Raw genomic sequence first — 21,887 nt, 5'->3', positions numbered from 1 at the left:
GGGGAGACATGGCTGACCCGAAGGGCTTCATGACCCATCAGCGGGAACTCCCGAAGCGTCGCCCCGTCGACGTTCGGATCCGCGACTGGCGTGAGGTGTACGAGAACTTCCCCAAGGGCTCGCTGGAGAAGCAGGCGTCCCGCTGCATGGACTGCGGGATCCCGTTCTGCCACAACGGCTGCCCGCTGGGGAACCTCATCCCCGAGTGGAACGACCTCGTCCACCGGGACGAGTGGCGCGACGCGATCGAGCGGCTGCACGCCACGAACAACTTCCCGGAGTTCACCGGGCGGCTGTGCCCGGCGCCGTGCGAGTCCGCCTGCGTCCTGGGCATCAACTCCGACCCGGTGACGATCAAGCGGGTCGAGGTGGAGATCATCGACCGGGCGTTCGCGGAGGGCTGGGTCACGCCGCAGCCGCCGGCCGTCAGGACCGGCAAGAAGGTCGCGGTCGTCGGCTCCGGCCCGGCGGGCCTGGCCGCCGCCCAGCAGCTCACCCGCGCCGGCCACGACGTCGTCGTGTACGAGCGGGCCGACCGGCCCGGCGGGCTGCTGCGCTACGGCATCCCCGAGTTCAAGATGGAGAAGAAGCACCTCGACCGCCGCCTCGGCCAGATGCGCGCCGAGGGCACCGAGTTCCGCACCTCGGCGAACATCGGCGTCGACATCACCGCCGACGAGCTCCGCGCGTCGTACGACGCCGTGGTCCTCGCCGGCGGCGCCACCGCCTGGCGCGACCTGAAGGTCCCCGGCCGGGAGCTCGAGGGCATCCACCAGGCGATGGAGTACCTCCCGCCGTCCAACAAGGTGCAGGAGGGCGACATCACCGAGTCGCCGATCTCCGCCGAGGGCAGGCACGTCGTCGTCATCGGCGGCGGCGACACCGGCGCGGACTGCATCGGCACCGCCGTACGGCAGGGCGCGCTGTCGATCACCCAGCTGGAGATCATGCCGCGTCCGCCGGAGGCCCGTCCCGGCGGTCAGCCGTGGCCGACCTACCCCATGCTGTTCAAGATGGAGTCGGCCCACGAGGAGCTGGCCGACCTCGGCGGCGAGCGCGCGTACGCGACCAACACCCTGGAGTTCCTCGGTGACGAGAACGGCCGGGTCCGGGCGCTGCGCGTCGTCGACGTACGGGGCCCGGAGACCGGCTTCGAGCCGATCGAGGGCACCGAGCGCGAGATCCCGGCCCAGCTCGTCACCCTGGCCATGGGCTTCGTCGGGCCGGAGCGCGCGGGCCTGCTGGAGCAGCTCGGCGTGGAGCTGGACCAGCGCGGCAACGTCGCCCGCGACACCTCGTACGCCACCTCCGTCGACGGCGTGTTCGTCGCCGGGGACATGGGCCGCGGCCAGTCCCTGATCGTCTGGGCGATCGCCGAGGGCCGCTCCGCGGCGGCCGCCGTCGACACGTGGCTGCAGGGCCGCTCCGCCCTGCCGGTCGCCATCCCGCCGACCGCCCGCCCGTTGGTCTGAGCGAAATCGTGTGGGGCACGCCCGAGCCCGGGCGTGCCCCACACGCTTGTTCAGGCCGGCTGGTCCTGGAAGGCGCCGGACCCGCTCGCACCCAAAGTCGTTCATCGATCTTCGCTTTCCTGCGAGAACGCGCCACGGGCGGCGCGTTTATGTGCGTCCGGGTCCGGCGCCAACTCCGCGCGAACGTTGCGCGGCCAGAAAGTTAAGGAGCCAATTAACTCGCCTGTCGCCAAATACCCTGTTGTAGGGGCAATTTTCGGGGTGGGGGCGCGGGGACGTGAACTGGATCAGCCCGGAGAACATCATCGCGGTGGTCGCCGCGCTACTGGGACTCATCGCGCCCGCCGTCGGCTCGGTCTTCCAGCTCCGGACGCGGCGCGGCAAACGCATCGGCCACCGCGTGCAGATGGACACCGCGATCGGCGGCGACGGCCAAGGGCAGCCGAAGGAACGGTTCGGGCTCTTCACGGCGCAGCCCGGCATGCCGAACCCCACCCTCGTGCTTCTGCGCATCGAGAACAACGGCACGAGTAGCATCGCGGAGACCGACTACACCAACCCTGACAAGAATCACGGCCTGAACGTCGTATTCACCGGACGCACCATCTCGAGCGTCGAGGTCATCGCGGATCCCAAGGCGAGACATCTGCTCAGCCACTTCGACCCGGTCGGGGGCAAGGGCGGGTTGCAATACCACGACAACACGATCCATCTGCCCCGTGTCCCGCTCAACGTGAAAGAGCATTTCAAACTGCTCGTGCTTCTAGGCGGCGGCCCGGTCGACAGCGCGATAACGGTCAGCGGGGGAATCCGGGAAGGCAGGGTGGAGCGCACCCGCAGCATGTCGGTCGACGACAAGCCGCCCCTGTTCAGCAAGGTCGCCTTGGGGACCACCGTCGTCCTCGCCCTCTGTCTCCTCACCCTGGCGGGCATCGTCGTCTTCGGGCATTCGACCCCCGTGGGCTGCGTCAAAGGAGACCTCAGAGTGGTCGGCTCGACGGCATTCGCCCCCGCCGCGGAGAGACTCGCCCGCCGGTACGAGGCGGAATGCCCGGGTTCGCAGATCACCGTGGACGCACACGGAAGCAACGAGGGCGTACGGGAACTGGCGAGCGGCAAGGCCAAGAACGGTTCCCCGGCCCTGCTCGCCCTGTCGGACGGCACCGAGCCGCCCGGCTTCACCCGGCTGAACGAGGACCGGGTCGCCGTCGTCGCCTTCGCCCTCGTCGTGAACGACCAGGTCAACCTCCAGAACCTGACGACCGCCCAGATACGCCGGATATACCGGGGCGATGTGGTCAACTGGCAACAGCTCGGCGGCCCTGACCTGCCCATCCGGCTCGTCAGCCGGGACGCCAACTCCGGCACTCGCGACCTGCTCCGCCGGCGCCTCCTCGGCGGCCAGGGCGAACCCGCCTTCACCTCGCGGGACTGCGTGAACAAGGACTCCCCGCAGGACAAGGTCGTCCGCTGCGAGCTGGGAAGTACCGGCGAGGTCCTCGCGACCGTCGCCCAGGTGCCGGGTGCCATCGGCTATGGCGAACTGCGGGCCGCCGCGACCTCCCGGAACGTGCACACGCTGAGCATCGACGGCCAGGCGCCGTCGACCACGGCCATTGCCGCCGACACTTATCGCTTCACCGAGATCGAGTACGCCTACACCAATGGCATGCCGGTCCCCGGCTCTCTGACGTCGAGCTTCCTCAACTACATGATCAGAGGCAGCGGCCAGGATGTGCTGAAGGCCTTGGGGGACGTGCCGTGCTACTCGCCCGACGGTCTGAAGCGCTGCCGGCCGTGACCTTCGGGCCGATTCCCCTTAGGTGGTAATCCGCCGGTTTATGTCTCGCTCTGACCAAATCTGGTTAGTCTTGGCAAGATCAATGGGTACGCTGCGCAAATAGTGGAAGGTCGCACTTGCTGCATAAATTCCCCCTCGCGCTGACCGCTGCCGCATGCGTGGTCGCGTCCTCAGGTATCGCACGCGCCGATTCGGTGACTCCCCGGCCACAGCCCACAGGGCGGCCCATCAAGGTGGACACCGGGTCGTTGAACAGTACGAAGGCGGAGGCCGAGGCGACGATCCGCTACTGGACCAAGACAAGACTGTTGAAGAACTCGCCGTCGACGGAGGCCCCGAGTCCGAAGTCCTCGGATCCGGCGGATCCCGTCCCCACGGTCGGGCGGATCGTCTTTCCCGGGTTCAACTGCACGGCCACCGTCGTCGGGTCGGATCTCGTTCTCACCGCGGCCCACTGCGTCAAGCGATATGGCGTGCCGATCGGAAAGCTCGGCGCGTTCGTGCCGCAGTACAGCGGTGGCAACGGTCCGTTGGGCAACTGGCCGCTGGCCGACTACTACATCGACTCACGGTGGGGGATCGCCGATAACCCGCGGTACGACTACGCGCTGGTGAGGCTGTCAGCGACCGGCCATGACTACCACCTGGGCGACAAAACCGGGTCCGTGCGGATGTCTGCCGACCCGTTCAAGGCCGGTGAGCGGGTCGACCTCCTCGGGTATCCCGGCGACCAGGATGTCCCGTACCGATGCAAGACCCCGGTCAGCTCCGTGAAATTCAGCGGCGTCGATTACTGGAAGGTCGACTGCGCGTCGTACACGGACGGGGTCAGCGGAACCTCCTTCCAGCATTACCAGTCCGCCCCGTGGAATACCACGACCATCGGCGCGGTCGTCGGCGGGTACCAAGAAGGCGGCTCGACGGTGGAGACGAGCTACGGATCCCAGTGGGATTCCAGCATCTACACGCTGTGGCAGCAGGCGAACGCGGGCAGCACCGCCTCCTGAGCCGCGGACGGACCGGCCCGGCCCTGAAGGGCCGGGCTGCGTCCGCGATCCTGGTCAGGCCGGCTGGTTCTGCCGGCGTCGGTACTCCGCCGCCCTTGCTTCACCGCCGGATACGGCTCTCATCCACCCTTGTCGCAGCACCGCGTCTGTCGCGAAGATCGTTACCCTTGTCCGGGTGACTGATGATCGAATGATGCGCGATTACTCCGGCCACTCTCATGACCCAGGCCGGTACCCCACGCCCGTCATCGAGCTGGACGGCGCGCCCGTCTCGGTCAGTGTCGACATACACGCGGTGCTGTGGACCTGCGATCTCCGCGGGGGCGAATGCGCCGGCCGTCCCCTGGACCTCGACGCCGCCGGCCCCGACGACGCCTGGTACCTCGAGAACGACTATTGGGATGAAGGCGACGACGAGTACGGGCGGCGCAAGATCGTCATAAGGGCCGACAACATCGCTTCGCGCATGACGGTGTCGCACCTCGACGGGCGGCCCGTGGTCGTCACCGGTGGCGACCGGTTCGACTTCTCATTCGAGGACGACTACGACTCCAGCGGTGGAATCGTGCGGGTCTGGGATCTGCGCACCGGAAACAGGGTCGGCACAGTCATGATCGGCCACGATCTCGGAGTCTGCTCGCTCACCACCGTTCCCTCCGCGCGGGGGCCGCTCGTCGTCAGCAGCTGCGAGCAGGGCAAACTCCAGGCGTGGGAGATGGCCACCGGTGAACCCGTGGCAGAACTCGAAGGCGGCTACAACGGAGAAATGGGCGCCGCCCTCGTCGACGGCCGGCCGGTCGCCGTGACCGGAGGAGACGACGACTTCCTGCAGGCCTGGGACATCCTCAACGGCGAGCAGATCGGAGAGGATCTGACCGGTATCGAGCCCGGCGTCAGGGCCATCGCGATAACCGAGCTGGCGGGCCGCGCGGTGGTGGTGGCCGGCGGCGACGACGCCAGACTGCATGTCTGGGACCTGGCGACCCAGGACCCGATCGGATCGCCGATGACCGGCCACGCCGAGGGCATCGAAAGAATGGGCATCGCGACCATCGCCGGACAGAGGGTGGCCGTGACCGGAAGTCTCGGTGACATCCGCGTGTGGGACCTCGCCAGGGGAGAACAGATCGGAGACCCGCTCACCGGCCACCACCTTCAGACGGTCGCCGAAATCGCAGGTACTCCCGTCGCCGTCGTCCAAGCCTCTGGCGGCGTCCTTCGCCTCTGGGATCTGACGCTCGCAGCCCGCTGACAGTCCTTCCCTTCCATCGGGTCGGCCCTGAGAGAACAACCGCCAAGTGAGGTCGAAGATCGCGTTGGCTTGGTCGCAGGAACGAAACCCTCAGGAGGGTGCATGGGCGAGCACGAGGCATTCTGGATCGACCGAGACTACGACCGGGAGCGCGCTGCCGACGGGGCGAGCCGCTACGCCGAGCATGTGCGCCAGAACGCCGCCGCGTTCGAGGGATCGTGGGGCGACATCGCCCCGGTCACCTTCGCCTGCGCCGCATGGCGGCTCGCCACGACGCCGGTGCCCCCGTACGTGCGCTGGCATCGGCGGATCCTGACCGCCGCCTGCGACCGCAACCCCTGGGACGGCGGCCTCACCGTCCACGCGATGCTCGTTTCACCGCTTCCCACCCAGCTCACCACCTCCCGCGACTGGTGGCGCGACCGCGGCTGGCGCGACTGGCCGCAGACCTTCGGGCAGTACCTCGACCCGACCGACCAGGACGTCACCCGGAGCCCTTTCCTGCGAACGACCCTGCTCGTCGACGCGCCGATCCCGCTCGGTGCGCTTCCACCGGCCCCCGACGGCCCATCCGACACGCTCGCCGACACGGCGGGCCTCGCCGTGGCCGCCATGGTCAAAGAACTCAACGAACTGCTCAGCCCGATCATCCGCCGGCTCGAGACCGCGCCGACACGCGACTGAGCCGTCCACCGCGACGTCGCGTTGATCCTCATTCTGGGGCGTCGAGCCAGACCAGCGTGACCGTTCGCGTACGGGAGAAGACGCGCCGCGCCGTTTCGGCGTCGTCGAACCGCCCACGCCAGTCGCCGGACTCGGCGCAGACCATGGCGTGACCGTCGCGGAGCTGCAGGCCCCAGCACAGGACACCTCCGTCGTCCTGCTCGGCGTCGGTCCAGCACAGCGCGAAGGGCCGGGGCGCGTATTCGGCGGCGAGTTCCGCCGCCTCCTGCTCGAGGTCGGTGAATGCGGAAATCTTCGTCATGCAACACACTCTGTCCTTGCTCATTTACTCTGAGTGTGCATTCGCGTCCGTGGTGAAGGAGCCGTTAGGGCGGCTCATGCGACATCGGATCGCGTCAGCGCGAGGTGAGGAGCCCGGCAATGGCATCAACGACATCCCGCAAACCGACCACGGGCACCGTCTCCGGCACCACGGCGCTCGCCTACTGGGGCGACGAGCTGCGCTTCTACCGCGAACAGGCAGGCCTCACCCAGGAACAGTTGGGCCGCGCGATCCACATGTCCCCCTCCATGATCGCCATGGTCGAGACGGGCAGACGCGCGCCCCGCACCGAGTTCATCAAGGCGTGCGACAGCGTCCTGGGCACCAACGGCGCCCTCGCCCGCCTCTGGAAGCGGATCATCAAGCACTCCTACCTCGAGTGGTTTCGTCCCTTCGTCGAGGTCGAGTCCGAGGCCACCGAGATGCTTGAGTACGAGCCGCAGGCCGTGCCGGGCCTGCTCCAGACCGAAGACTACGCTCGCGCTCAGATCAAAACGGGCCGGGTCCGCGACAGCGACGAGGAGATCGAGCGGCACGTCGCCGCCCGCATGAGCCGCCAAGAGATCCTCACGCGCAGCGATCCGCCGCTCCTATGGGTCATCCTCGACGAGGCCGTGCTCCGACGCCCGGTCGGCGGCACCGAGGTGATGCGGGACCAACTCGCCCGGCTGGTGCACATCTCGCGGTCCACGCACATCGTGCTCCAAGTGCTCCCTTTCGCGGTCGGTGCGCACGGAGGGATGAGCGGCCCGATGACCTTGTTCACTCTCCCCGACGAGACGAAGCTCGTCTACGCTGAAGCCTTCGGGGGCGGGCAGATCATCGGGCTCCCGGAGGAGGTTGAGAACTGCCGCCTACGGCTCGACCTGATGCGTGCCTGTGCGCTCCCGCCGGACGACTCCGTCCGGATGATCGCAGACCTGATCGGAGAATGATGAGCGGCGAGGTTCGGTGGCGTAAGAGCAGTCGTAGCAGCGATCAGGGCGGCCAGTGCGTCGAGGTCGCTCAGTGGCGAAAGAGCAGCCGCAGCAGCGATCAGGGCGGCAACTGCGTCGAGGTCGCCCGGTTGACCGCCGGGCAGCCGGACGCTGGCGCGTCCCTGCCCGGCGACCGCGTCCAGTGACCAAGACCTCCGTGCACCGCTACCTCGCCGACGCGTTCCAGGGAGCCTGATCATGGCCGGGTACGCAGCAGCGCTTCCGGTTCTTGCGTGTATGCTCCTCGCGCTCGCCGGGCTCGAACGCGCCTGGATCCGGATAACCGGTCACGGGCTTCTGCCCTGGCTTCGCCGGCGTTCTGGTACGCCGCTCTCGGCGACGGGGTTCGACGAATTCACGGCGGCCTTCCAGGGCAGCAAACGGACTGAACTGGACCATCGCCAGGTCGAGCGCGTCCTGCGCGACGAAGACGCCGACGGCGCGCCACCCGCCAACCGAGTCGACCTCGACCAGAACGTCGCCTACATCACCAAATCGAACCCGGACCGCGATGCGAACCAATGAACGCCTGGCCCGGTGGCCCGCCTTCGGCACCTGCGTATGCACCACGGCGTATGGCCTTCTGAAATTCGCCCAAGCCCTCGGTTCCGGGGTCCTGGTGGACAAAGAACCGATGAGGCCGGACCTCAGGGTGCGGATGCTGGCTCGCGACGGGTGGTTCGTCGCCGGCTACTGGTTGATGTTCGCCGTTGCGATCGTCGGCGTGCTCTTCGCGCTCGCCACCATCCAGCCGTGGGGAAGACACCTCCCACGCAGACTCCTGGCAATCCCAGCCTGGACACTCGGCGTCCTCATGGTGCTTCGCTCGATCGGACCGATCGGCTTCGGGTTCCTCGGCGACACGCTCGTCCTCACCGGACTGCGACCACCACCGCCCCAATACCTTGAACTGTCCCGCCACCTCGCCCGCTGGGACCTCATCCTCTGGTCGCCGTTCTTCCTGACCTGGGGCATCCTCTGGATCGCCACTGCCAGAGCCGCGAGCATCCCGGTTCCTGTGTCAACCGAACGGCTCCGTCGGGATGATCGCAGACCTGATCGGAGCGTGCGGTGAGCGGCGAGGTTCAGTAGCGTAAGAGCAGCCGCAGCAGCGGCCAGGGCGGCGACCGTGTCGAGGTCGCTCGGTCGAGTGTCGGGGTAGTCGGAGGCCGAGGCGCTTCTGCCTGAACGCGCCGGCCGGGAACCGAGCCCGACCGGCGCGTCGCGAGCTACAAGGCGGCGGCCTTATCCGAGGTGCCTAGCGAAGAACTGCAGCGCATTGTCGGTCTCGAACGCGGGGATTTCCCCGTGGTCGCCGGGGTTGGCGTGCAGCGTCTTGTCGGTCGATCCCAGGGCGTCGAACAGCGCCAACGCCTGGTCCCTGCGCACCAGCGTGTCGTCCCATTGGAGCAGGAACTGCACCGGCACGGTGACCCGGGCGGCGGTCTCGGCCAGCCCGGGCACGCCGAGCAGGCCCAGCACCGCGGCGCTGATCCGGGGTTCGGCGGCGAGCAGCGGCACACCGAGCCCGCAGCCCATCGACACACCCCAATAGCCGACCGGGCCGGCGCCCACGTGGTCGAGCTCCTGGACCGCGGTCAGAACGGCCTGCCAGTCGGCGACGGCCTGCCCGGCCAGCAGGTCGTGCATGGCCACGACCAACCCGATCGGATCCTCTCCGGCGGCCATGCGGGCACGCATGTCGCCCGCGAGCCGGATGAACTGTTCGTCTTTCGGCCGGTCGCCGTGGTTAGGGGCATCGATCGCCGCAACGGCGAAACCCCCCTCGGCGGCGAACTGGTGCGCACCGGCCAAGACGCCGGGGGCCTTCTTGTGCTGGCCGCCACCGTGTCCCACAAGGATCAGCGGGCGGGGGCCGATGGCGCCTTGCGGCGTGAACAGCACGCCGGGGATCTCGCCGAGGGTGAAGGACTGTTCGGTGACGCCGTCGGTCGACGTCTGAGAGGTCAAGCTGAAGCGCATGGCGTTCAAGGCCTTTCGGGGGTGCCTTGTGCGGGCGCTCCCTAGACCATGCAGGGGAGGGAGCCCCGACCTGTCATCACAGCGTTGATCGGTCTCACCTCCTCCAGCCGTGGTGCCGCATGGCGGCGCCGAACATATCACGCAGACCTCGCAGGGCGAACGTTTGCCCGGTGCCCTGCGACCACGCCTGCCACGCTCACCGCATAACCGGCGACCGTCTGGTTCGCGCTGGCGTCCATTTCGGCAGCACGCCGGAGGTCGAAGCCGTTTGCACACAAAGTGACTCCGCGATCTCCGATTTCCTGCGAGAACGTGAACAGGAGAGCGCGTTTGTGTGTATACGGGGTCGCGCTCCGGCTTCAACGAGGCTCCGCCCCGGCGGAGAACGCCTGAGCTCACCCCCTGGTAGAAAGGTGTCCGACCGGGGCCTGCCGTCACTACTCATCGCGAACACTCCTTGGCGGTTGTCGATGAGTTTCCACTCCGGGAACGGTCAGATCAGGTGACACGCGACCTCATGATGATGATCAAGGAGTGGTTCGATGCGGAAGATAAGCGCCGGCCTGTTCGTCGCGCTCGACGGCGTCGTCGAGGACCCCCAGGACTGGCACTTCCCGTACTTCAATGACGAGATGGGCGCGGCCGTCACCGCCCAGCTGGGTGCCGCGGACACGCTGCTGCTCGGCCGCAAGACCTACGACAGCTTCGCGGGTGCGTGGCCGGACCGTGAGGCCGCGGGCGGCGAGGACGCCGGCATGGCCAAGGCGCTCGGCGACGCGCGCAAGATCGTGGTCTCGAACCAGGATCTCCGGTTCACCTGGCGCAACTCCGAGCAGTTGCGAGGCGATCTCGTCGAGGCCGTCACCGCGCTGAAGAACGAGTCGGGCGCGACGGAGATCGCGATGAGCGGCTCCGTCTCCATCGTCCGTCAGCTGCTGGCCGCCGGTCTGCTCGACGAACTACATCTGCTGGTCCACCCGATCGCCGTACGCAAGGGCATGCGCCTGTTCGACGAGGGCGAGTCTCCGATTCCGCTGCGGCTCGTCTCGTCCCAGGCCTTCACCACCGGCGTCCTGCACCTCATCTACGCCCCGGCCGAGTCGACTCCCACGGGCACGTACGACGACGCCAAGGCGCACCTGCCCCAGCCTGAGAACGGCTGATGTTCTTTACCTCGGCGTGCGAAACGAACGCAACGTGGCTGCGTCCGGGCGGCCTTCGATCGCTCCCGGGGCTCTGACGATTCACGCCCCGGCCTGGCGCCGAGAGGGGACCGGGTCGCGTACGGCTCGGCGTCACGCGGGCAGGGAGGCGAGCCATCCGGTCAGGATCTCGTTGACCTCCGCAGGGCGCTCCTGCTGGATCCAGTGGCCGCAGTCGTCGAGGATGTGCGAGGAGACCAGGCCCGGCAGGGTGGTGGGGTATGCCGCGATGGCGTCGGCCCTCCAGTTGGTGGGGGCGTCCAGCGCGCCGCCGATGAACAGGGACGGCTGGGTGATGGGGGCGCCGTCGAAGTCGGCGAGGTCCTCCCAGTCCCGGTCCACGTTCCGGTAGCGATTGAGCGCCCCGCTCAAGCCGGTCCGCTCGAACTCCGCGGCGTAGAAATCAAGGTCGTCCGTGCTGAGCCAGGCGGGCAGCCGCCCGGCGGGGAACCGGTCGCGCAGCGTCCCGCCCGGGGACACGGAGAGCGGGTTCGGGGCGTCGGTGGGCGGCATGGTGTCGGCGGACAGGGCGGCGTAGATACCGGCGAGCCAGCCGCGGACGTCGGGTTCGATCTCGGCCTCGGCCCGGCCGGGCGTCTGGAAGTAGCTGATGTAGAACTCCTCATCGCCGCCCATCCGCGCGAAGATCTTGCTCGGCCGTGGCCCGCCGCGCGGGGCGTACGGCACGCTCAGCAATCCGACCGCCCGGAACACCTCGGGCCGGACCAGGGCGGAGTTGGCGGCGATGGGCGCACCCCAGTCGTGGCCCACGATCACCGCTGTCCGCTCGCCCAGCGCGTGCACCACGGCGACGTTGTCCTCGACCAGTTCCAGCATCCGGTACGCGGCCACGTCCGCGGGCTTGGAGGAGCGGCCGTAGCCGCGAACATCGACGGCCACCGCTCGGTAGCCCGCCGCGGCCAGCACCGGCAGCTGGTGACGCCACGAATACCAGGACTCAGGGAACCCGTGGACCAGCAGCACCAGCGGACCGGATCCCTGCTCCACCAGGTGGATACGACCGGCAGCAGACGACACGAGGCGGTGCGTGACCTCCGCGCTCTCAGCAGCTTGCGACATCGATCCTCCAAAGCGTTCGATCCCCATGTGTCCAGTGGCTACCACCGGCCGGCTCGTCACCAGGACGGCCGCCATCCAGCGGCTCTTGCATCGATCATCACGCGGTCGGCGGGACCGTCACGAACCTTGTAGCCAGTTTGGCAAACAGCGCTACGCGGGTTTCGGCCCCGTTCGCCACGAGGAGGTCGAGCCTGAACGCCCGGTCAGCGGTATGAGCCGGCGTCGCTGTCAAATGGTTGGCCGGACCGGTGTCCCATCTGGTGGGCTGTCTCGGTGGACGATCACGAGCTGTCCGGTGCTGAGCTGGCTAAGACGTTCTACGTCGACGTGGTGAAGCCGCTGCTGTCCGGCGCCTTCCCTCGGCTTCGGTACGCGGCGGGACGGCTGGGGTCGGGATCAGACGTACTCGGCCTTGACGATGCGACCTGCCTGGTCCCGTCCGCCGTCCCGGGAATTCGATCGCTCGTCGGTCACCGGCCGGGGGCAAGGCCGGCGAGCTCTTCGCTGAGCGTCCACAACCGCGTGGCAGCCCCGGCGTCTCTGGCCAGGGCGCTTGGCTCGGCGGGCTTGCGCTTGACGAAGTAGCCTCCGGTCACGTCGGCGACCTCCGGTGAGCCGGCAAGGTACACCGGGGTGTCGGCACCGGTCGCGGGACCGGGCTGGAAAGGCAGGACGAGCCGCACCACCGCGCCGAGCACGCCGGTGACGTCGCGGCCGAGGGCGGTACGCACGAAGCCGGGATGCAGGCAGTTGGCGGTGACGCCGGTGCCCGTCAGGCGCCTGGCCAGCTCGAACGTGAACAGGATGTTCAGCAGTTTCGAGAGGGGATAGGTCTGCCGGTACCCGGCCGGCCCGCCGTGGGGCAGGTCATCCCACGGAATCGTACGGACCTGCTTGTGAGCGGCCGACGAGACGGTGACCACCCGCGCGGGAGCACTGCGTTCCAACAAACCGCGCAGCAGGTTGGTCAGGAGGAACGGCCCCAGATGGTTGGTCGCGAACGTGGTCTCCAGCCCATCGGCGGTCAGTTGCCGGCGCATCATGATCACACCGGCGTTGTTGACCAGGACATCGAGCCGGTCGTACCGGGCCAGGACCTCCTCGGCCAGCCGGCGTACCTCCGCCAGGCTCGAAAGGTCCGCGACCATGACGTCGACCCGCGCGTGAGGTACCCGCCGGCGGATCTCCTCGGCGGCCATTTCACCGCGCGCCGGTGTGCGGGCGACGATGATCACGGTGGCGCCGAGCATCGCCAGCCGGACCGCTGTCTCCTTGCCGATGCCGCTGCTCGCGCCGGTCACCAGGCACGCCTTGCCCGCCATCGTCGCCACGCGGCCTCCAGACGGAAATTCCATCGCAGGCACCGCCCGTCAGGCATCGAGCGGTGGGCTCGGGAGCTCTATGATCTCACCTGCGCATATCTGATCATCTGTCCGGCGGTACGGACCACAAGCGCAGAAAAGGTGCGATATGAGCTTCATTACCAAGGCATTCGACATCACCGAAAAGGGCTTCGATTCCGGCGTCGAGGCCGTCGAGGAGTGGAACGAGCACCGGCGCGCACAGAAGCTGCTGCTCAAGCTGGGCGTGGCCGTCTACGCCGAGCAGCGCCTGGGCCACGACCACGACACGGTGGAGCGCATCCTGAAGGCCATCGATGGCCATGTCGCCGACCGCGGAGAGATCGAGCTGGATCATCTGCGGGTGGCCAAGGACGTCCTGGGCGAGGACTTCGTCGACGCGCACAGCGGCGACGCCAAGCCGACCGACAGCGAACCCGACGCCGACACCACCGTGACCACCCCCACCGCCTGAGCTCGAGCGGCCGGGCACCCGTGTTTCCGCCCGTCGCAGCGAACCTTCAGGTAATCATCGGCATCTCGGTCAGGCCGGCACGTCACCGGCCTGACCGGACCGGTAATGCGAGGACGGCAGCCCTCGGTACCGGCTCCTCCGCGCGCAAAACCAGCGCGCCCTGACTGAAACCCCATGATGAACGAGATCAGGGCCACATCGGTGTCTCAGTCCCGATGGTGGACGATGTTGATTACGTTGCCGTCCGGGGCTCGGACGAAGAACCGGCGCACGCCCCATGCCTCTGTGGTCAGTGGGTGCACGATCTCGTAGCCGAATTTCTGCGCTTCTTCGTAAGCGCCGTCGATGTCATCCGTGTGGACGGAAATGACCGAGTCTTCGGGTGCGGTCGCGTCGCCCGTTACGAGCTGGATGTTCGCCTTGCGGTCGGGAGAGGTGTAGCGGGCCACCCAGCCCATGTTGAACTCCTCGGTGCCGAGCCCGAGGTAGTCGGTGTAGAAGCTCTTCGTCGCCTCGATGTCGGCCACGCGAAGGTTGGCCATGATGCGTTTGGCGCGCATGCGATCCTCCTGCCTGCAACGGCTCTGCATGATGGTCCTCCGAACGCTGCGGCGTGTCGACACACACGCCGGTGATGTCAGGAGTCCTGCAGCAGTGAGCGGTCGTCGGTGCCCGCGTCCTCGGCCGGTCGACGTGGCCGCCGGGCGGCCTGGACACCCAGGCTGGTGTCGATGTGCTCGCGCATCACGGCGGCGGCTCCCTCCGCCGCTCTTGCCGGCGCCTGAGCCGAGCCGTCATGGGAGCCGGCGGGCGGCCTCGTCGAGGATCTGTGTGACGCGGAGGCCGAAGGCCGCGTCGCAGTCGTGGGCGCGGCCGGTGCGGGCGGAGTCGATGAGGGTGTCGATCATCCGCCGCAGGGCGGACACCGGCGTGTCCTCGCTCGAGGGCATGGCGGTGACGCCGTGGGCGCCGCGCAACTCCACCGCGGCGCCGGATGCGGGGCCCGGTGCGGTGAGGGTGAGCGTCACGGTGCTGGACGTGCCCGCGTCATGCCGCAGGACGAGGTGCACCGTGTCGCCCGGACCGGTCGTGGCGGCCGCCACCTCGCGTACGTCGCCGAGAACGGGAAGCAGCACGGACAGGGCGTGCGGGCCGACGTCCCACAGTGCCCCCTTCTCGTGCCGCCATGGTGAGTTCGCGAACGGCCCGCCGTCGAGCGCGCCGATCCACGAGGCGTGCGCGGTGAACCAGCCGCCCTTCCGTGCCTGCTCGGCGATCCACGCCCGTGGCCCGTCCGCGAAACGGGAGGTGAAGAAGACCGCCGAGGCGACATCCGTCTCCCGCACCGCGTCCGCGACCTCCCGGGCGGCGGCCACGTCGACGGCCAGGGGCTTGTCCAGCAGCAGGTGGCGGCCGGCCCGCGCGGCGCGTACGGCTAGGGGCGCCTGGACGGCCGGCGGGAGAGCGATCGCGATCGCGTCGCTGTCGGCGATCAGGGCGTCCACGTCCGCGTACGGGCGGGTGCCGAAGCGGTCGGCGAGCGCGCCCGCCGCCTCGGGCCGCCGGCCCCAGATCCCGGTGAAGTCCACCTCGGGGTGGCCGTGCAGAGCCGGCGCGTACGCCAGCAGCGCCCACGGCCCGGTGCCCAGAAGCCCGATGCGCATACCTCCGCCTTCCTAGCGCGTTCCGTCGAACGATTTACCGGGCCCCTCGACGATCCGGGCAAGGTTCGCCAGCGCCATGCGCGTGCCCGTCTCATTGTCGGCGGCGGGCACGACATCGGGAATTCCCTCGTGCACGATGAGGACGTCGGTGCCGCCGTCCGCCTCGGTGAGCGTGGTCGTCATCGTCATCGTGCCGCGAAGCGCGGGGTCGTCGGTCTCGAACTCGAACACCTCGACCACCTGCTCGTTCGGCACGAGCTTCAGGAAGCGGCCGTGGTACGTGTCGGTGTGCGTCGCCGACTTGCCGACGGCATCCGGTGCGTCATAGGTGAGCGAGACACGGAACGCACCATCTTCGCGGGCGTCGAACTCGTGCACGTGAGCGCTCATACCGGCGGGCACCCGCCAGCTCGCGATCGCGTTCGCGTCGAGAAGCGCCCGATAGATCGCCGGCCGGGAGGCATCGATGTGCTGAGACACCCGCGTCGAATACATGCGACCGAAGCTACCCCGGCGAACGCGTTCGCGTCAGCGGTCGAATCGGGCCCGCCGGTCGTACTCCCACGCCTCGCGCCCTGGAGCCCCGGCCGGCATGGCAGGATCGACCCGTGGTTGCCGGACCTCCGCGATCAGATGTGACAGTTCCCGCCCCCGTTGGTGAAATGGCGGCGGGCCGGCCGGTGCGTGCGGTCTGGGAGAACGAACTCGGCGGATTGACCTTCGAGGTCGGCGCTGCTCCCGACCGGTTCTTTGTGAAGTGGGCGCCCGCGGCCAGCGGACTCGATCTGGCCGCCGAAGCGGCGCGCCTGTCATGGGCGGTGGCCTTCGCCGCCGTGCCACGGCTGCTCGATCAGGGCGCCGACGACGAAGGGTCCTGGCTCGTCACGGCCCCACTGCCCGGCCAGAGCGCCGTCGCCGACACGTGGACGGCCGAGCCGCGGACGGCGGTGACGGCCATCGGCGAGGGCCTGCGCGCCCTGCACGAGGCGCTGCCCGTCGCGGACTGTCCATTCTCCTGGACGGCCGAGGACCGGCTCGCCGACGCCCGCCGGCGGGCCGCGCAAGGCCGCATCGACGCGACCCGGTGGGATCCGAGTCACCGGCCTCTCGGCGTCGACGGCGCGTTGGACCTGCTCGCGGACATTCCGCCGCCGGACCGGACCGTCGTATGCCACGGCGACAGCTGCGCGCCGAACACCCTGCTGAGCGACGACGGCCGCTGGTCGGGCCACGTCGACCTCGGCGGCCTCGGCGTCGCCGACCGCTGGGCCGATCTCGCCGTCGCCGCGTGGAGCACCGAGTGGAATTACGGCCCCGGATGGGACGGCCTGCTCCTCGACGCGTACGGTGTCCGGCCCGATCCCGACCGCGCCCGCTACTACCGCCTGCTCTGGGACCTCGGCCCCTGAGGTTCACATCCCCTAGGCGGGCTGTCCGTTCACCTCGAGGGTGACGCCCGGTTTCTCGGTCCAGAAGGCGAGCAGTCCCGTGATCTCCTCGACCCTCGGGAACGGCTCCGGGTAGGACCACACGACGTCCTCGGCGACACCGTCACCGGTCTCGACCGACCAGTAGCGGGCGTCACCCTTGAACGGGCAGTGCGACGTCGTCGTCGACGGCCGGAGCAGATCCGTTTTCACGTCCTCCGGCGACAGGTAGTACCGCGCGGGGCAGCCGGTCTCGGTGAGGACGACCGGCCGCGATGAGGTCGCGACGACCGTGTCCTTGATCCGTACCACCACCTGATCCGAGCCGGGCGTGACCTCGATGTCATGTCCCTTGGTGTTCATGCCACGATCCTTACATCTCCGGTCGGAGATTTCGATGACGGCCCACGCCTGGGCCTGCTCCGGCCGGGTTCGGCGGAAATGACCGCCACTCCTATGGTGTGCCCTCGGTCGAGGTGGTTAACGTCGGTGGCGTCGCGCCCGAGCCCGCGTAGGAGCCCGCCATGGCCGAACACGAGCCGTCGCAGAGCGGCCGGGTGTCCCAGAGGGGTAAGGCATCCGGGCACGGCCGGGTGACCTTGGTCGGCCGTGACCAGCACGTCCACCATCACCACGGTGACGGCTCGGCGCCGCGCGTGCCGATGACCCTGCCGGCCGCGTCGGCGCACCTGGTCGGCCGTACCGACGAGACCGCCGGCCTGCTGGAACTGCTCGCCCCTCGCCGACCGGAGACCAGGGCGGTCGTGGTGTCGGCGGTGCACGGGCTGGGCGGAGTCGGGAAGACCGCTCTCGTGCTGGACGCGGCGCACCAGGCGGTCGGGCGCGGTTGGTTCGCCGGCGGGGCGGTCTTCGTGGCACTGCGCGGGTACGACCCGGCAGGCCCCGTCACCGCCGCCCAGGCGATGGACGTCCTGCTGAGGGCGCTGGGCGTCCGGGACGAGGATCTGCCGCCCGGCTATGAAGAGCGGGCCGGGCTGTACCAGTCGGAGCTGGCCCGGCGAGCCGACCAGGACGCTCCCGTACTGGTGGTCGCCGACGACGTGGCCTCGGCCGAGCAGGTACGGCCGTTGATCCCCGCGCAGGACGTGCACCGGTTGCTGGTCACCTCACGGGACGCCCTGGGATCCCTGCCGGCCCGTCTGGTGTCGCTCGACGAGCTACGGCCCGGCCCCGCCGCCGGGATGATCGGCGGAATCCTGACCCTCGCCCGCGCCGGCGACACCCGGCCGGCCGACCAGTCCGCCGCACTGGACCAGGTGGTCGAGCGTTGCGGCCGCCTGCCACTGGCCTTGCGGATCGCCGCGGCGATCCTGGTCGACGATCCCGGCCTGCCCATCGCCTCGCTGGCCGCCGACCTGGCCGATGAGCGTACCCGGCTGGACCGGCTGCACCACGAGGAGGCGGGCGGCCGGTCGACGGCGGTGCGCGCCGCGTTCGAGTTGTCCTATCGGCGTTTGAACCCCGCTCAGCAGCTGATCTTCCGGCTGCTGTCGCTCAACCTCGGTCCCGACATCGCCACCGATGCCGTCGCCGCGCTCGCCGCATGCCCTGCCGCTGATGCACGCCCCCTGCTGGCCGCACTGGCCCGGGCGGGTCTGGTGGCCGAGTCACCGGCAGGGTCCGGGCGCTGGCGAAGACACGACCTGATCGCGGTGTACGCGGCCGAACTCGCGGAACGCCAGGACGCCGATCGGCTCGACCAGGCCCGAAGCCGTCTCCTGGACCACTATTCGACGATGGCCGACGCCGCCGCCGACGATTTTCAGGCGCTGCCCCGTGATCCACCTTCAGGGCGTTTCACCGACCGGGAGGACGCGCTGGCCTGGTTGGACGCCGAAAGACCCAACCTCGTCGCCGCGGTGGCGCGGGCCACCACTGCACATCCGCGCGCGGCCATCGTGCTGGCCAGGTCGCTGGCTCCGTACCTGGCCCGGCGCCGCCACCTCGACGACGCGATCGCGACCGGCGAACTGGCCCTCACCGCCGCACGGCGGCTCGGTGACCAGAAGGGCGAGGCCGCCACGTTGCACAATCTCGGCAACGTTCTGGAGGCGGCGCGCAGGTTCCCGGAGGCGATCGACGCCTTCACCCACGCGTTGGCCATTCGCCGGCAGACCGAGGACCGACGCGGCGAAGGTCACGCGCTGACCGCTCTCGGCGGCGCGTACCAGGGGGTACGCCGGTTCGAGGAGGCGATCGATGCCCACGGCCGCGCCATCACCCTCTTCCAGGAAAGCGGTGACCGGCGTGGCGCGGGCATGGCATCGGCCAACCTCGGATCCGCCCTGGCGAGCGTACGCCGGTTCGATGAGGCGATCGACGCCCTCACCCGGGCCGTCACCATCTTCCGGGAGATCGGTGACCAGTACAACGCTGGGCTCGCGCTGAACAATCTCGGTTCCGTCCTGGCACGCGAACGCCGATTCCGGGAGGCGATCAAGGCTTATTTCCGGGCCGGCGCCATTTATCAGGACGCGGGCGACCAGCACGGCGAAGCCGGCGTATTGAGCAATCTAGGGTCCCTGCTGAAGGACATCGACCGGTTCGATGAGGCGATCGAGGCTCTCACCCGGGCCGTCACCGGCTATCGAGAGACCGGTGACCGTTACCGCGAGGGCATCGCCTGGGACAACCTCGGTTCCGCTCTCAAAGGCGCGGACCGGCTCGATGAGGCGATCGACGCCCACACCCGCGCCATCGCCCTCTACCGGGAGACCGGTGACCGGCACGGCGAAGCCATAGCGTGCAACAACCTCGGCCGGGCGCTACGGGTCGAAGGCCGGTTCGAGGAAGCGGTCGACGTTCTCACCCACGCGGTCGCCCTCTACCGGGAGACCCGTGACCGGCACGGCGAAGGCGGCGCACTGCACAACCTCGGTGACGCGCTGGGTGACGGCGGCGAAGTCGGAAAGGCGATCGACTCCTATACGAAGGCGGCCCTGGTCTTCAACGAGATCGGCGACCGGCACGGCGAAGGGGCCGCGCTGATCAATCTCAGTGGCGCCCTGCGGCAGGCGGAGAGATCCGATGAGGCGATCGATGTCACCACCCGCGCCGCCGCGCTCTACCGAGAAGCCGGTACTCCGTTCCTCGTGGCCGGCGCGCTGCACAACCGCGGCAACCTGCTGGACGAAGAAGACCGGCTCGACGAGGCGGCCGACGCGTACACCCAGGCCGCCGCGATCTTCGGCGAGATCGGCGACCGGGACGCCGAGCAGAGGAGCCTGACGCATCTCAGCCGGGTCCAGCGGGAAGCGCGTCGGCGCGGCGCACGGAACGGATGGCGAGGCGCACTGGACCGGCTGCGCCGGCTACGGTGATCGGCCTCGCAGGCCGTTCCCGCCCGGGCGCGCCCCAGGGCGACGTGGGAGAATCGCGACCATGGTCACCACGGCGGAGCGGGCGCGCGGTACGGCGAAGACCCCGGATCTGGCCGTGCTGCGGCGGCTGCGGCTGGCGAAGGATCTCATGGACCGCGACTGGTCCGAACCGCTCAACCTGGACGCGGTGGCCGCGCACGCCGGCTACTCCCGTTACCACTTCGTACGGCGGTTCCGGGACGCGTACGGCGAGACGCCGGGCCTGTACCTCACCCGGCGCCGGATCGAGCGCGCGCAGGACCTGTTGCGCTCGGCCAACCTGACCGTCACCGAGATCTGCATGCTCGTCGGCTTCACCAGCCTCGGGACCTTCTGCACCCGTTTCCGGCGGCAGGTCGGCATGACGCCGAGCGAGTTCCGGGCGCACGCGCACCGGTCCGCCCCCGCGCCGATCCCGGGCTGCTTCGTCCTGCTGTGGGCCGGCGGCTTCCGCACCGACTGAGCAACATTCGAGAATCCGCAGTTCAGAGCCGTTCCCTACGGTGAGTCTCATCACCTCACGCGAAGGAGCGAAGCCATGATCACCGGACTTGGGCTGGCCACGATATGGGTTCTCGACCAGGACTCGGCCAAGGAGTTCTTCACCGACAAGCTCGGCCTGGAGTTGCGCAACGACATGACCCTCGGCGAGGGCGGCATGCGCTGGGTCACGGTGGGGGCGAAGGACCAGCCGGAGCTGGACCTCACCCTCATGATCCCCGGCCCGCCGTCGCTCGACGCGGAGTCCGCCGAACAGCTCAAGGCGCTCATCGCGAAGGGCGTCCTCGGCGCCGGAGCGTTCACCACCGACGACTGCGTGGCCGAACACCGGGCCCTCGCCGCGAAGGGCGTCGAGTTCGTCCACGAGCCGCAGCGGCGCCCGTACGGCATCGAGGCCATCTTCCGCGACGACTCGGGCAACTGGTACAGCCTCACCCAGCCGTTCGAGACCCTCGACGAGAGCGCCGACTGGGGATCGGTCAGCCGGGACTGAGGGGTCGTACGGCCGCCGTGACCGCTCACCGGGAACGGCGGCCGTGCCCGGCCGTCCGGTTCCGTCTCACCTGCCACGATGTGCCATTTGTGCCTCTTTCGACTACCTTGGGCGCTCGTGCGTAGTTCGGCGAGGCAGATTCCGGGGGAGTGAGATGATCGAGACGGCCGCCGATCCCGGCCTGACCGCCGGGATCTGGACCATCGACCCGGCGCATTCGGAGATCACCTTCAGCGTCCGGCACCTCATGACGACGGTGCGGGGGAGTTTCGCCGAGTTCGGCGGGAGCATCGAGATCGCCGACGACCCCTTCCTCTCCACCGCGACCGCCGAGATCGCCATCGAGTCCATCGACACCCGCAACGCCGAACGTGACGCCCACATCCGTTCCTCCGAGATCATGGACGTGGCGAACCACCCCGCCATGACGTTCACCGCCACCGGCGTCGCCCCCGCCAGGACCGGCCGCCGCGCCCGCCACCCCCGCTACGGCGTCGACGGCGACCTGACCATCCGCGGCGTCACCCGCCCGGTCAACCTGATCACCGAGTTCCACGGCACCGGCGTCGACCCCTGGGGCGGCCTGCGGGCCGGGTTCACCGCCTCCACGCGGATCCTGCGATCGGACTTCGGCATCCAGTTCAACGTCCCGCTGCAGGGCGACCGCCTCGTCCTCGGGGACGACATCGAGATCGGGCTGGAGATCCAGGCCGTCCTCGCCGAGAGCTGACCTGGCCCGCACCGGCCGCCCGGGCCGCCCGGCTCGAGCCGACGCGGCGCGCGGCGGCCGGTAGGTCCCGGGCGCGCCGGAGGCCACCGGAACCGGC

Annotated in this window: 24 protein-coding genes; 16 read left to right on the top strand and 8 right to left on the bottom strand. The window is 69.2% G+C overall.

The annotated features are described in order from the left end of the window. Positions 1-8 precede the first annotated feature (8 nt). The 5 genes from ABEA24_RS13495 (at position 9) to ABEA24_RS13475 (ending at position 6,216) form a co-directional block, all read left to right on the top strand. Positions 9-1,472 carry a glutamate synthase subunit beta gene (locus tag ABEA24_RS13495; RefSeq protein ID WP_345431101.1) on the top strand — a complete coding sequence of 488 codons (1,464 nt, stop codon included), beginning with the start codon at positions 9-11 and terminating at the stop codon, positions 1,470-1,472. A 277-nt stretch (positions 1,473-1,749) separates the two neighbouring features. Further along, positions 1,750-3,273 (top strand): PstS family phosphate ABC transporter substrate-binding protein, encoded by a 1,524-nt coding sequence (locus ABEA24_RS13490; RefSeq protein ID WP_345431100.1) that lies wholly within the window; start codon positions 1,750-1,752, stop codon positions 3,271-3,273. 248 nt (positions 3,274-3,521) lie between these two features. Further along, entirely contained in the window at positions 3,522-4,280 is a 759-nt protein-coding gene (locus ABEA24_RS13485) for a trypsin-like serine peptidase (protein WP_345431099.1), read from the top strand. 175 nt (positions 4,281-4,455) lie between these two features. After that, positions 4,456-5,532, top strand: a complete 1,077-nt coding sequence (locus ABEA24_RS13480) for a WD40 repeat domain-containing protein (protein ID WP_345431098.1) — start codon at positions 4,456-4,458, stop codon at positions 5,530-5,532. Between the two features lie 102 nt (positions 5,533-5,634). Next, positions 5,635-6,216 (top strand): hypothetical protein, encoded by a 582-nt coding sequence (locus ABEA24_RS13475; protein WP_345431097.1) that lies wholly within the window; start codon positions 5,635-5,637, stop codon positions 6,214-6,216. A gap of 28 nt (positions 6,217-6,244) precedes the next feature. Here ABEA24_RS13475 and ABEA24_RS13470 read toward each other — a convergent pair whose 3' ends face one another. Continuing rightward, a complete protein-coding gene (locus ABEA24_RS13470) occupies positions 6,245-6,517 on the bottom strand; it encodes a hypothetical protein (protein ID WP_345431096.1) in 273 nt (90 codons plus the stop codon). A 119-nt stretch (positions 6,518-6,636) separates the two neighbouring features. Between ABEA24_RS13470 and ABEA24_RS13465 the strand changes: the two genes are divergently transcribed. The 4 genes from ABEA24_RS13465 to ABEA24_RS13450 all read left to right on the top strand — a co-directional run bounded on the left by ABEA24_RS13465 (position 6,637) and on the right by ABEA24_RS13450 (position 8,590). Continuing rightward, positions 6,637-7,473 (top strand): helix-turn-helix domain-containing protein, encoded by an 837-nt coding sequence (locus ABEA24_RS13465; protein ID WP_345431094.1) that lies wholly within the window; start codon positions 6,637-6,639, stop codon positions 7,471-7,473. Further along, complete coding sequence (locus ABEA24_RS13460) at positions 7,473-7,661, top strand: DUF397 domain-containing protein (protein WP_345431093.1); 189 nt, start codon at positions 7,473-7,475, stop codon at positions 7,659-7,661. The genes ABEA24_RS13465 and ABEA24_RS13460 overlap by 1 nt, the downstream gene beginning before the upstream one ends. Positions 7,662-7,713: 52 nt before the next feature. After that, a complete protein-coding gene (locus ABEA24_RS13455; protein ID WP_345431092.1) occupies positions 7,714-8,040 on the top strand; it encodes a DUF6191 domain-containing protein in 327 nt (108 codons plus the stop codon). A gap of 109 nt (positions 8,041-8,149) precedes the next feature. After that, complete coding sequence (locus tag ABEA24_RS13450; RefSeq protein ID WP_345431091.1) at positions 8,150-8,590, top strand: DUF3995 domain-containing protein; 441 nt, start codon at positions 8,150-8,152, stop codon at positions 8,588-8,590. A 170-nt stretch (positions 8,591-8,760) separates the two neighbouring features. Here the strand turns inward: ABEA24_RS13450 and ABEA24_RS13445 are convergent, their stop codons facing one another. Continuing rightward, the gene (locus ABEA24_RS13445) at positions 8,761-9,498 is read right to left on the bottom strand and encodes a dienelactone hydrolase family protein (protein ID WP_345431443.1); all 738 of its coding nucleotides are present in this window, start codon (positions 9,496-9,498) and stop codon (positions 8,761-8,763) included. A gap of 542 nt (positions 9,499-10,040) precedes the next feature. Here ABEA24_RS13445 and ABEA24_RS13440 point away from each other — a divergent pair. After that, positions 10,041-10,661 (top strand): dihydrofolate reductase family protein, encoded by a 621-nt coding sequence (locus tag ABEA24_RS13440; protein ID WP_345431090.1) that lies wholly within the window; start codon positions 10,041-10,043, stop codon positions 10,659-10,661. Positions 10,662-10,793: 132 nt separating this feature from the next. On the opposite strand, the gene ABEA24_RS13435 is transcribed toward ABEA24_RS13440, so the two are convergent. Then, on the bottom strand, positions 10,794-11,780 hold the full coding sequence (locus ABEA24_RS13435) for an alpha/beta fold hydrolase (protein ID WP_345431089.1): 987 nt from the start codon (positions 11,778-11,780) through the stop codon (positions 10,794-10,796). Between the two features lie 470 nt (positions 11,781-12,250). Continuing rightward, on the bottom strand, positions 12,251-13,102 hold the full coding sequence (locus ABEA24_RS13430) for an SDR family oxidoreductase (RefSeq protein WP_345431442.1): 852 nt from the start codon (positions 13,100-13,102) through the stop codon (positions 12,251-12,253). Between the two features lie 148 nt (positions 13,103-13,250). Between ABEA24_RS13430 and ABEA24_RS13425 the strand changes: the two genes are divergently transcribed. Further along, positions 13,251-13,595, top strand: a complete 345-nt coding sequence (locus ABEA24_RS13425) for a hypothetical protein (protein ID WP_345431087.1) — start codon at positions 13,251-13,253, stop codon at positions 13,593-13,595. A 206-nt stretch (positions 13,596-13,801) separates the two neighbouring features. Here ABEA24_RS13425 and ABEA24_RS13420 read toward each other — a convergent pair whose 3' ends face one another. The 3 genes from ABEA24_RS13420 to ABEA24_RS13410 form a co-directional block, all read right to left on the bottom strand. Then, positions 13,802-14,155 carry a VOC family protein gene (locus tag ABEA24_RS13420; protein ID WP_345431086.1) on the bottom strand — a complete coding sequence of 118 codons (354 nt, stop codon included), beginning with the start codon at positions 14,153-14,155 and terminating at the stop codon, positions 13,802-13,804. A 234-nt stretch (positions 14,156-14,389) separates the two neighbouring features. Next, on the bottom strand, positions 14,390-15,259 hold the full coding sequence (locus ABEA24_RS13415) for a Gfo/Idh/MocA family protein (RefSeq protein WP_345431085.1): 870 nt from the start codon (positions 15,257-15,259) through the stop codon (positions 14,390-14,392). 12 nt (positions 15,260-15,271) lie between these two features. Further along, complete coding sequence (locus ABEA24_RS13410) at positions 15,272-15,754, bottom strand: SRPBCC domain-containing protein (RefSeq protein ID WP_345431084.1); 483 nt, start codon at positions 15,752-15,754, stop codon at positions 15,272-15,274. Positions 15,755-15,921: 167 nt separating this feature from the next. On the opposite strand from ABEA24_RS13410, the gene ABEA24_RS13405 reads away from it, so the two are divergent. Continuing rightward, the gene (locus ABEA24_RS13405; protein ID WP_345431083.1) at positions 15,922-16,668 is read left to right on the top strand and encodes a phosphotransferase; all 747 of its coding nucleotides are present in this window, start codon (positions 15,922-15,924) and stop codon (positions 16,666-16,668) included. 12 nt (positions 16,669-16,680) lie between these two features. Here ABEA24_RS13405 and ABEA24_RS13400 read toward each other — a convergent pair whose 3' ends face one another. Next, complete coding sequence (locus ABEA24_RS13400; protein ID WP_345431082.1) at positions 16,681-17,049, bottom strand: DUF427 domain-containing protein; 369 nt, start codon at positions 17,047-17,049, stop codon at positions 16,681-16,683. A gap of 161 nt (positions 17,050-17,210) precedes the next feature. On the opposite strand from ABEA24_RS13400, the gene ABEA24_RS13395 reads away from it, so the two are divergent. From ABEA24_RS13395 to ABEA24_RS13380, 4 genes are all read left to right on the top strand, one after another. Further along, the gene (locus ABEA24_RS13395) at positions 17,211-20,027 is read left to right on the top strand and encodes a tetratricopeptide repeat protein (RefSeq protein ID WP_345431081.1); all 2,817 of its coding nucleotides are present in this window, start codon (positions 17,211-17,213) and stop codon (positions 20,025-20,027) included. Positions 20,028-20,088: 61 nt separating this feature from the next. Next, a complete protein-coding gene (locus ABEA24_RS13390) occupies positions 20,089-20,529 on the top strand; it encodes a helix-turn-helix transcriptional regulator (RefSeq protein WP_345431080.1) in 441 nt (146 codons plus the stop codon). A 75-nt stretch (positions 20,530-20,604) separates the two neighbouring features. Continuing rightward, positions 20,605-21,060, top strand: a complete 456-nt coding sequence (locus ABEA24_RS13385; protein ID WP_345431079.1) for a VOC family protein — start codon at positions 20,605-20,607, stop codon at positions 21,058-21,060. A 154-nt stretch (positions 21,061-21,214) separates the two neighbouring features. After that, on the top strand, positions 21,215-21,790 hold the full coding sequence (locus ABEA24_RS13380) for a YceI family protein (protein WP_345431078.1): 576 nt from the start codon (positions 21,215-21,217) through the stop codon (positions 21,788-21,790). Positions 21,791-21,887 lie beyond the last annotated feature (97 nt).

Origin of the sequence: Actinoallomurus vinaceus (genome assembly GCF_039542055.1) — a bacterium.
In the GTDB taxonomy this organism is placed as follows: Bacteria; Actinomycetota; Actinomycetes; order Streptosporangiales; family Streptosporangiaceae; genus Actinoallomurus; species Actinoallomurus vinaceus.
The sequence above is the reverse complement of the archived record's forward strand: the minus strand, read 5'-3'. Positions and strand labels throughout refer to the sequence as shown.

Bases quoted from the DNA above. Each gene is read 5' to 3' on its own strand.
- ABEA24_RS13495 (WP_345431101.1), top strand. From the start codon at position 9: ATGGCTGACCCGAAGGGCTTCATGACCCATCAGCGGGAACTCCCGAAG.
- ABEA24_RS13475 (WP_345431097.1), top strand. From the start codon at position 5,635: ATGGGCGAGCACGAGGCATTCTGGATCGACCGAGACTACGACCGGGAG.
- ABEA24_RS13470 (WP_345431096.1), bottom strand. From the start codon at position 6,517: ATGACGAAGATTTCCGCATTCACCGACCTCGAGCAGGAGGCGGCGGAA.
- ABEA24_RS13465 (WP_345431094.1), top strand. From the start codon at position 6,637: ATGGCATCAACGACATCCCGCAAACCGACCACGGGCACCGTCTCCGGC.
- ABEA24_RS13460 (WP_345431093.1), top strand. From the start codon at position 7,473: ATGAGCGGCGAGGTTCGGTGGCGTAAGAGCAGTCGTAGCAGCGATCAG.
- ABEA24_RS13455 (WP_345431092.1), top strand. From the start codon at position 7,714: ATGGCCGGGTACGCAGCAGCGCTTCCGGTTCTTGCGTGTATGCTCCTC.
- ABEA24_RS13450 (WP_345431091.1), top strand. From the start codon at position 8,150: ATGAGGCCGGACCTCAGGGTGCGGATGCTGGCTCGCGACGGGTGGTTC.
- ABEA24_RS13445 (WP_345431443.1), bottom strand. From the start codon at position 9,498: ATGCGCTTCAGCTTGACCTCTCAGACGTCGACCGACGGCGTCACCGAA.
- ABEA24_RS13440 (WP_345431090.1), top strand. From the start codon at position 10,041: ATGCGGAAGATAAGCGCCGGCCTGTTCGTCGCGCTCGACGGCGTCGTC.
- ABEA24_RS13435 (WP_345431089.1), bottom strand. From the start codon at position 11,780: ATGTCGCAAGCTGCTGAGAGCGCGGAGGTCACGCACCGCCTCGTGTCG.
- ABEA24_RS13430 (WP_345431442.1), bottom strand. From the start codon at position 13,102: ATGGCGGGCAAGGCGTGCCTGGTGACCGGCGCGAGCAGCGGCATCGGC.
- ABEA24_RS13425 (WP_345431087.1), top strand. From the start codon at position 13,251: ATGAGCTTCATTACCAAGGCATTCGACATCACCGAAAAGGGCTTCGAT.
- ABEA24_RS13420 (WP_345431086.1), bottom strand. From the start codon at position 14,155: ATGCGCGCCAAACGCATCATGGCCAACCTTCGCGTGGCCGACATCGAG.
- ABEA24_RS13415 (WP_345431085.1), bottom strand. From the start codon at position 15,259: ATGCGCATCGGGCTTCTGGGCACCGGGCCGTGGGCGCTGCTGGCGTAC.
- ABEA24_RS13410 (WP_345431084.1), bottom strand. From the start codon at position 15,754: ATGTATTCGACGCGGGTGTCTCAGCACATCGATGCCTCCCGGCCGGCG.
- ABEA24_RS13405 (WP_345431083.1), top strand. From the start codon at position 15,922: ATGGCGGCGGGCCGGCCGGTGCGTGCGGTCTGGGAGAACGAACTCGGC.
- ABEA24_RS13400 (WP_345431082.1), bottom strand. From the start codon at position 17,049: ATGAACACCAAGGGACATGACATCGAGGTCACGCCCGGCTCGGATCAG.
- ABEA24_RS13395 (WP_345431081.1), top strand. From the start codon at position 17,211: ATGGCCGAACACGAGCCGTCGCAGAGCGGCCGGGTGTCCCAGAGGGGT.
- ABEA24_RS13390 (WP_345431080.1), top strand. From the start codon at position 20,089: ATGGTCACCACGGCGGAGCGGGCGCGCGGTACGGCGAAGACCCCGGAT.
- ABEA24_RS13385 (WP_345431079.1), top strand. From the start codon at position 20,605: ATGATCACCGGACTTGGGCTGGCCACGATATGGGTTCTCGACCAGGAC.
- ABEA24_RS13380 (WP_345431078.1), top strand. From the start codon at position 21,215: ATGATCGAGACGGCCGCCGATCCCGGCCTGACCGCCGGGATCTGGACC.